This window comes from Nonomuraea basaltis (assembly GCF_005893125.1).
GTDB lineage: Bacteria > Actinomycetota > Actinomycetes > Streptosporangiales > Streptosporangiaceae > Nonomuraea > Nonomuraea basaltis.
This window is the reverse complement of record NZ_VCJS01000137.1, coordinates 25,615-33,879: the sequence shown is the minus strand read 5'-3', so window position 1 is coordinate 33,879 and position 8,265 is coordinate 25,615. Positions and strand designations below refer to the sequence as shown.

The following is an 8,265-nucleotide window of genomic DNA, read 5'->3' as shown; positions in this document are numbered from 1 at the left end:
AAGAGTGCTCCTCGCTCTGGAAGGTTGTTGATCTCGACAATCCGTAATCTTCCAGATCAGGGGCACTCTTCGTTGTCTATCGGGTCATTTCGTCTCGGATCTCCTCAAGGCCTATGAATAGCCAAGGCTAGGAGCCGCAACATGCGATAGTCATCGTTCTGTTTGCGCGTGGGGGCGGTCACCGTGCTCGCGTGCTGGAGCGCCAACGTGAGTCCCTCGTACGGATCCCCAGAGAGAGCCCCGCTCAATGCCTTCACCGCGTGGTGCTTCATCAGCAGCCGTCCCCAGTCCGTGTTGGGGTCGGGGCGGTGGATGTTCTCCCGTCCCTGCATGACCTGGTCGGCCTGCGCTGCCAAGCTCTCCGCCAGGTCATCGAGCGTATCCCGCAAGGTGTTCATCTGCTCACCTCTGCGGCCCGTCGCGATGGCGGCCAGCGCCTCCTCCACAAGGTCCCTGTTGAGGGATTCACGCAACCCCGCAGCCCCAACGGCCAACTCCGCCACGATCAACGTTCCCTCGGTGAATTCCTCGATGGGCGGTGAGGCTACGATGGAGGCCACTCGTGGATGGCGTGAGATCAACTCCCGCATGTGAAGGGGCAACTTCAGAGGCGGACGCTGATCCGGTTCTTCGTCGCCTGCTTCCTCAACCCTCAAGACGAGGTGAGCCTGGTCCTTCCAGTCGCGGTCGATCCGGATGCCGGACATGCTCTCCGCGATAGCGAAAGCGGCGGCTCGCCAATCGTCTTGCCACTCCCGAGAGGAAATACCGTAGGCGCGAGACCATTCCAGGTACTCGGCTTCGTAAGCACTAGTTGCCTGCCTGACCGGGTCAAACGCCACGTCGATACGCCCGGTGCGGGCGTAGGCGAATGTCGCATCCCACTCGATGCTCCATGCCAGGGCTAAAGCCTCGCCGTCCGCTGACAGACCGCGCAAGACATCCGGCTTCGCTCCCCGGTATCTCGTGAGCTCTACGGCCAGAATCCAGTCACCGGCCACCTGTGTGATGAGTACGACACCTTCCTTTTCCTCCATTTCGTAGGCGTCATACAGATCCACGAAATGTCCCTCACTGATCTGCTCCGGTCGACCTCCGAACAGGCGCGCGACCTCCTCGACCTCCTTGCCGCGCACCCAGGTCAGGCATGCTGGCACATCGAATATCGAGTCGAGCGCGTTTTTGTATGTCGAGAAAGCGACCAAGTCGCCGTACTCCCTTATTGGTACTTCCAGTAGCGGAGACGTCTTGGGGGCGGAGGTGAGCCCCGCCCCCAAGACGGCGAACTAATGGCGGTTACTACGAGTTATGATACGCCATCGATGGTGCATGTGGCGAGGCTGATGGAGGTGGGGGCGGGATCGTGAGCTACAGTCCCCGGCGCGCCGCTATGTGGCCTGTTGTAGCCCAGGCGCACCACATCAACCCAGAACGAGTCCAGGTCAAGAATCCGGTTACGCTGATACCACTGGTTGATCGTTGCACCCTGCGAGCAGTTCTGCGTCTCCGGAATGATGGCAACAGAGTAGTTATAGCCGGTATTCTGCTGACCAGCTCCTTGGAGTGTGGTCGCGAACGGATATTCGTCGCAACTGTCTGGCTTCACGTAAGGGCGGATCTTCCTGCATTCAGAGATCGCTACGTAGCGATTGGCCTTTTCGACGGCCTTGCTTGTTGACCTCCTGAGGCAGAGATTCGCGCACGAAGGCGCATGCGGAATAAAGCCGCCTGGTATCTTCTTCGCAGGTCCACTCCCGACCTTTGGGTACGTGATGCCTTGATCGTAGAGGGCGGTCCAGACGTGACGCGCTGCGAAAAACTCATTCGCGTTGTTCTCGTCGAAGATGAGGACCGGGCGAAGGGTCGACAGGACACAGCCGCTTGAATAGAAGGTGATGGATCGAGAGCTGTCACACCTGAAGGTGTGGGGGTTCTCAAGGTCCTTTCGAACCCAAAAAGCGTGCGTCGTGTACCTGACGTTTGGGTTGATCGTACACGAGCTCTTTTTGTCTGCGTCGTGCGAGTTGTCATCCGAGGTTCGGTCAAGGATGACCTCGTGGATGCCGCCTTCCGCCCAGTCTTCCACCGTCTTGTGAGCGCCATCGTTGGCGTCGGCTGTGCAGCCTGCCGCTCCTGAGTAGACCCGCATCCAGCGATCGTCCCAGTCGTCGAGGAATGATCCCGTGGCGGAGACTGGCCCCATCTGGATCTGCATCCTGATCTTGCGGCTGGCGAGCGTGCGTCCGATGGGCACATCGCTGGGTCGCGCCTGATACTCGTTTGCCTTGCCGATCATGTGGCCGACGTATGAATGCACGACGATGACCATGTGTGCTGTCCATCGCCCCGCTTCCCACTGAGCCCCGGGCGGCCCCTTGATATCCCTTTCTCCAACCAGGTAGGAGTAGCACAAGGAGAAGGAGCCGGTGGTGGCGACGGCGCTCGGAGCGACAGGACGGACCCGCCTGCACTCGTCGGTGGAGATGTGCCCGTACGGGAACTTCTTGGCGGCAGCGGTGGTGTTCAGCGGCTTCGTAGTGGTCTTCGCCGTCGTTGTCGACTTGACAGAGGTGGCAGCGGTGTGGAGCATACCGATCTGGTCAGCGGAAAGGGCCTTCTGATAGGCGAATACCTCGTCAAGATCGCCCACCATGTCGGCGCCGAGGAGCATGGGACCCGTAGCGTTCCAGGCAGGGAAACTGATCGGCGCGTTCTTTATCTCAGCGCCATTGAGATAGAGCGTCACCTTGCTGGCTGCGCTGTCGTAGACACCAGCGAGGTGGAACCACTCGTTGACCGGAGGCTTGACTCCCGATAGAGCTCCTTCCGCAGTTGTGCCGTTCTCGTCGGTGCGCCCCAGAGTGAACACCAGACCGTGTTGCGGGTCGTTGCCGAGGCGGAAAGGAGTAGTGTTCGAGCCCTTCTGCTCCAGGACACTGTAGGCGGCGTCCGTGCTGGTCCAGCGCAGCCATGCCCCGACTGTGAAACTCTGGTCGGTACGCAGGACGGGGCCCGCGCTTTGAGCCAGGGAGGTCTTGGCCGTGCCGGTCACGTCCACGGTCACCGACTGCCAGTCCGACCACGGCGATGTAGAGGCCGCTGCGGCGTTGACCGCGCGTGCACGCCAGCGGATCTTCCAGCCGTCGCTCAGCTTTCCGGCTGGGACATTCACCGCGGCTTGACTGCCGGAGGCGACCGCGAGTGAGGCGCCGGCCCAGATTTGGCCGGTGCCCTGGCCGGTGGCGGCCGGGTCGTGCTCGATCTCGAACTCCCCGGTGAGGTCGCCGCCGATGGTGTCGGCGACGGTGGCGGCCAGTTGCGGGGTGAGCGAGGTGGCCACGGTTACTCCGGTCACATCCTGTGCCGGGGCTATGGCAAGACCGGAGACGGTAGGTGCCGATACAGGCCCGCTGGTGGTGACGGTCAGCGTGGGCGGTTGGTTGAACTCGGTGTCTTCCGAGGCCGTGAGGTAGCGCCAGTTGATTGCGGTACTCTCGGTCGGCGACTGCACCACCAGCCCGTGGTCGGCGGCCCCGGCGGCCCAGTCCTGGGCAATGCCGGTGACGTTCCGCTCCAGGTGCTTGGCCCCGTCGGCGCATGCCAGGTCGTAGCCGGCCTTGTTGATCTGTGCGTCCTCGGTGGTCGCGGTCGGCTTGTTCGCCCAGTAGAGGTTGTTGACGTCCCAGGTGCCGGTTACCCGGCGTACCTGGAGGCCGTCACTGACCGACGCGCCACAGGCTGAGCTGGTGATGTTGTACAGCGACAGCTTCGCGTCGGTCACTGTCTGGCCCTGCAGACTCCCGGTGGGGAAACGCAGGTATGAGCGAAGCTTCTGCCCCGTCTGCACACCGGCGATCATGACCGAGCCGTCGGGGTACGCCGGCGAGTCCACCGTGTCGGTGCTGGCGAGCGAGACGTCTTCGCTGCTCGTCGATGTCGCCAGCGGCTGCAGCCTGACCGGGTAGGTGGTGTCCGGGTCGGTCAGGAACCGGTGGTGGGGCTTGAGCACCAGCTCGGTGTGGTCGTCCTTGGTGACCACGTCTGTGGCAATCTTGACTCGTTTCGCGCTCTGCGGGCGTTCCTTGGCGCTGGCGTCCCACATGAATGGCTGCGGTGCCGACGCCACGAGCTTCTTGTTCTTGCCGGCGAGCAGCAGTCGGCCGTCCTTGCTCTCAGACAGAGCGGCGTTGCCCGCAACGCTTATGCGCAGTTCCAGCGGCTTTTCGGGCCGCTCTCGCAGCACCACCATCTGCTGTAATCCAGTCGGCAAGACAGTGATAACCAAATCCGCTCCAGAGCCGGCAGCGTTCGCAAACGTCGCTACATTGCCTTTCACTGTGGGCTTGGGCAAGGCTGTCGGCCAGGACAGCGCGGATTTCTCACCTTGGCGGTGGGTGATTTTCGCATAGGGCTTGGTTCCGCCGGTGGAGATTTCCAGAGCGACACCTGTGGCGATCGCCTTGGGCTTCAGCGCACCGCCTTCCTCTATGAGAGAGGTATCAATGGGGATCCATACACCGTCCTTCAACGTACGGACTGGGCCCGCCGTTATGTCGGTCCGAAAGGAGCCGTCAGGCATTGCATGAGTGATGCTGGTTTCCAAAGTCTCGTGAGCGACCTCAACCGGCTTGCTTTGCCTTGCAGCCTCCTTGACGGCAAGGAAGCGCAGACGTTCCGACGTCTCGTTCGCCGAGGTGGCGGGAGTCTTGATCACCGGGGTGGTCATGCTCGACAGAGCGGTGCCGTGCTTTCCGGGTACCCAGAAGGTGGACTCACTCACGACGGCGTCGTTCCCGTTGCCCGAGGAGTCTGCGGCAGCGCGGCCGGTCCCCTCGTCGAATTTCCAGAGCGCCTGCGGTCCATGCTCGGTGGTGAAGGACCAGGAATGGGCAGCCATCCTGTTACCCGCAGCGTCCTTTGCCCCGCTCACCTCGACCGTGTAAGCCGTGTCGGCGCTCAATTGCTGCTGGGGCCTGAAGGTCATCGCGGTGCCCGCGGTGTCCATCGCCACCGTCCCGGCGACGCTGGTTCCCCCAGAGGTTTTGACCGCAGCCTGCACCTCGGTGACCGGTTCGCTAAAGATTGCCCTGATGGGGATGTTTATTGGAACACCAGTTGCGGCATCGGCGGGGACGGTGGAAGTCACCGTGGGCGGAGTGGTGTCCGAGCCGGGATCCGGATCGGTCCCGTCGCCGATGGGATAGGTGGCCTCCATCCCATCTAGCCATTCCTGTTCAGTCACCTCCTCAGGGATGCCGAACCCGTAGGTGGTGTCCTCCATGTAGTAGCCCGGCGAGTCCGCGCGCATCGCGGTCGCCTGGTCGTCTGTCACCTCTGGAGCTGGTCGAACGTTGGGATCGCTGGATGTGTTGGCGTCGATCTCCGCACCCGTTGGATCGGTGTCCTGGTAGGGCATAAAGATGCCCCTGATCTCAGACGGAGCAGGGATCTATTCGACTATGAGGGTGGGCGGGTGCCGGTACCCGGGGTAGGGGTCGCCGCTGTATTCGCTGGAGTAGTACTGGCGCCAGTTGATCGATGCGGTCTCGGGGAGAGCCCGCAGCACCAGCCCGTGGTTGGGTTCGTCCTGTTCGATCCAGGCGCGGGCCATGGCGTTGACCTGGTGCAGCAGCGTCTCTTCTTTGGCGCACCAGCTGGCAGGATCGGCCTCGTAGTTGTAGCCGGCCTTGTTCCCTCCTTCCAGGGTGCCTAAAGTCGAGGGCTGGTTGGACCAGCTCAGGCTGCTGGTACTCCATGAAGAGGTGACGCGTTCGGCCGCGATGCCGTTTCCGAGGGGATCGCCGCACAGTTGGCCGTTGGGGCCGCCGGATTTGTAGTTCCACATCCAGAGGTCGGCGTCGACGACGGTGGCGCCTTCGAGTTCCGGGGCGTCGGTGTTGAATTTGAGGTAGACGCGGGCGATGTCGGCGCTGGTGGAGGTGGTGCCGGCGCGCAGCCATCCGGCGGCGGCGTTGTTGCTGTTGGGGTTGTTCTTGTTGACCCAGGCGTCGGTGGGTACGCCGCCGCCGAACCATTCGGAGGCGGCGGCGATGGTCACCGGATAGGTGACCGCCGGGTCGGCCAGGAACTTCTCGTCCGGGGTGAACACCAGCTCCGGCGTCTTGCCGGAGGTCTCCACGCGCGCGGTGACCGGGGAGCTCTTGCCCTCGTCGGGGGAGGCCTCCACTTTGGCGTCCATCGCGGTCAGCACGATCGGCGCAGCCTTCGCCTCGCCCTTGGCGTCCTTGAGCTGCAGCAGCCCTTCCGGCGTCTTGCCGAACGTGGTGCCCTTGGGCAGCGTCAGCGGGAGCCGCACCGTCACCGGGCCGGTCGGCCGCTGCCGGAAGACCACCTGGGAGATAAAGCCGTCAGCCTGGGCCTGCACCACCAGGTCGACCCTGGGGGCGACGGCGTCGGGGTAGGTGACCGCGCTGCCGGAGATCTTGGGTTCCGGCAACGCGCGGGTCACGTTTAGGCCGGTCTTGCCCTGCTTGCCGGCCGCGGACACCAGGTGCTTGGTGCCGCGTTCGCCGAAGGTCAGCGGGGTCTTGACGCGGGCGGCCTGGAGCTTGCCACCGCGGGTGACGATGCGGGTGTCGATGGGTTGCCAGGCGCCGTTGGCCGGGTTCTTGAGCTGGACGGGTCGGGTGTGCAGCTCGGCTCGCAGGTTCTTGCCGTCGGGGTTGGCCCAGACCTTCATGGTTTCGGTGAACCGGGAGGGGACCTCGACGGGTTGGCCGGACTTGGCGGCCTTGTCCCAGGCGCTCTTGAGCGCTGGATCCGAGGCGGCGCCGGATGGTGTCGTCGATGCGGAGGCCGGGGTGGGAGGTGGCGTGGGGCCCTGGGCGATCGCAGGCGCGCTCATGAGCGAGAGCGGCAGCATCAGAGTCGTGATCAGGGCAGCGCGGCGGCGCGTCCGGGCGGATAAGCCGGACGCTAATCGGCGTGTGTTCACTCACAACCTTTCGAACAGATATGTCAAAACGGCTTGATCATCACATAGGGCTGGGCTAAAAGCAAAGATCGTTTTCAGTAACGGGAACGAGATCCTCCGTGATCACCAGACGTGATTCGCTCGCGGCCTGCAAGCCGCCATGAATCGCTCCCGTCCGGGCCCGGCACTCGGGCGGCCGCGATGAGCCCCATGAGTAGCACCGCGTATCCGTGATCACTCGGCGTCCCACTTGATCGAGCGGGCGCCGTCGGCACCGCCGTCCTGATCAACCGCTGCCGTCGGTCATCGAACCACCAGCCGCAGCGCCCCGAGCAGCGTAGAAGCTCTACAGGGCACACGCTGTAAGGGAGCGGTGGCCATGCGGCGGGCGTTCGTGGTGTGAGCTGCGAGAACACTCCGAACAGCTCATAACACCTGCAAGATCATCCCGCACATGCCCCGACCCCGCGGCTGGCAACCGCGTCTCTCGAGGACAAAAGGACCTGGACCGCTGGCGACCGCTCAGGTTGCGCGCCGGAAGCGGGGCGGTCAAGGGGGGTGACCCGCGCGCACCGCCCTGGGAGCGCGTCATTCCCTGATCGTGACCGGCCGCTTCAGGAGCCAGAGCGCGGCCCGCTGGAGCAGCGTACGGTGCACCTCGTTGTCGTACGACCTGGTGTCGTGGCCCAGCGCGTCGTAGAACACCCGGCCGCGCCGTACCGGCCGGGCCCAGATCAGCGGCTGGCCGTTCGACGAGGCCAGCGGCTCGACGTCCGGCAGGATGTCGAGGTCGCTGTAGACCTCGTCGACCACGTCGAAGTCCCGCAGGCCGTCCACCACGGGATGCTTGCCGTGGACCCGCACGCCCGTCCATCCCAGCGGCGGGTGGTGGGACTTGGGCCAGGTCCAGCAGCCGCCCAGGACGCGCGGCCAGCCCTGCCAGTCGTCGAAGCAGATCGACGCCGAGTGCATGCACAGCAGCCCGCCACCACGGTCCAGATGGTCGAGGATCGTCGTGCGGGCCTCGGCCGGTAAGCCGAAGCGCCACTCGGCACGCAGGTCGGCGAAGCGGTCCTGGGTCATCTGCCAGCGCAGCGCGTTGACGGTGATGAGCTGGACCTCCGACGGCTCGCTCAGCGCGCCCGCGATGTCCTCGGTGATCTCGGACTCGACCCCCACCTCGGCGAGCACCTCCGCGAGCGCGGCCGACGTGGCGGCGAAGTCGTGGAACAGGCCTCCTGACAGGATCAGATTTCTCGCCACTGGCCCAGCTCATCATGCTTATCGCGGTATTTCTACCCATGTACTGTCACATCCGCCGCTGGTGTCCC

At 64.1% G+C, this 8,265-nt stretch carries 4 protein-coding genes; all 4 read right to left on the bottom strand.

The annotated features are described in order from the left end of the window. Positions 1–104: 104 nt before the first annotated feature. The 4 genes from EJK15_RS44235 to EJK15_RS44220 all read right to left on the bottom strand — a co-directional run bounded on the left by EJK15_RS44235 (position 105) and on the right by EJK15_RS44220 (position 8,197). Positions 105–1,205: a DUF6461 domain-containing protein gene (locus EJK15_RS44235; protein WP_138716458.1), complete on the bottom strand. Its 1,101-nt coding sequence runs from the start codon at positions 1,203–1,205 to the stop codon at positions 105–107. A gap of 101 nt (positions 1,206–1,306) precedes the next feature. After that, a complete protein-coding gene (locus EJK15_RS44230) occupies positions 1,307–5,416 on the bottom strand; it encodes a DNRLRE domain-containing protein (protein ID WP_138716457.1) in 4,110 nt (1,369 codons plus the stop codon). Positions 5,417–5,449: 33 nt separating this feature from the next. Continuing rightward, positions 5,450–6,865: a DNRLRE domain-containing protein gene (locus tag EJK15_RS44225; RefSeq protein ID WP_171074892.1), complete on the bottom strand. Its 1,416-nt coding sequence runs from the start codon at positions 6,863–6,865 to the stop codon at positions 5,450–5,452. A gap of 657 nt (positions 6,866–7,522) precedes the next feature. Beyond that, complete coding sequence (locus tag EJK15_RS44220) at positions 7,523–8,197, bottom strand: ThuA domain-containing protein (RefSeq protein WP_138716455.1); 675 nt, start codon at positions 8,195–8,197, stop codon at positions 7,523–7,525. Between the last annotated feature and the right edge of the window lie 68 nt (positions 8,198–8,265).

Bases quoted from the DNA above. Each gene is read 5' to 3' on its own strand.
- EJK15_RS44230 (WP_138716457.1), bottom strand. From the start codon at position 5,416: ATGCCCTACCAGGACACCGATCCAACGGGTGCGGAGATCGACGCCAAC.
- EJK15_RS44225 (WP_171074892.1), bottom strand. From the start codon at position 6,865: ATGAGCGCGCCTGCGATCGCCCAGGGCCCCACGCCACCTCCCACCCCG.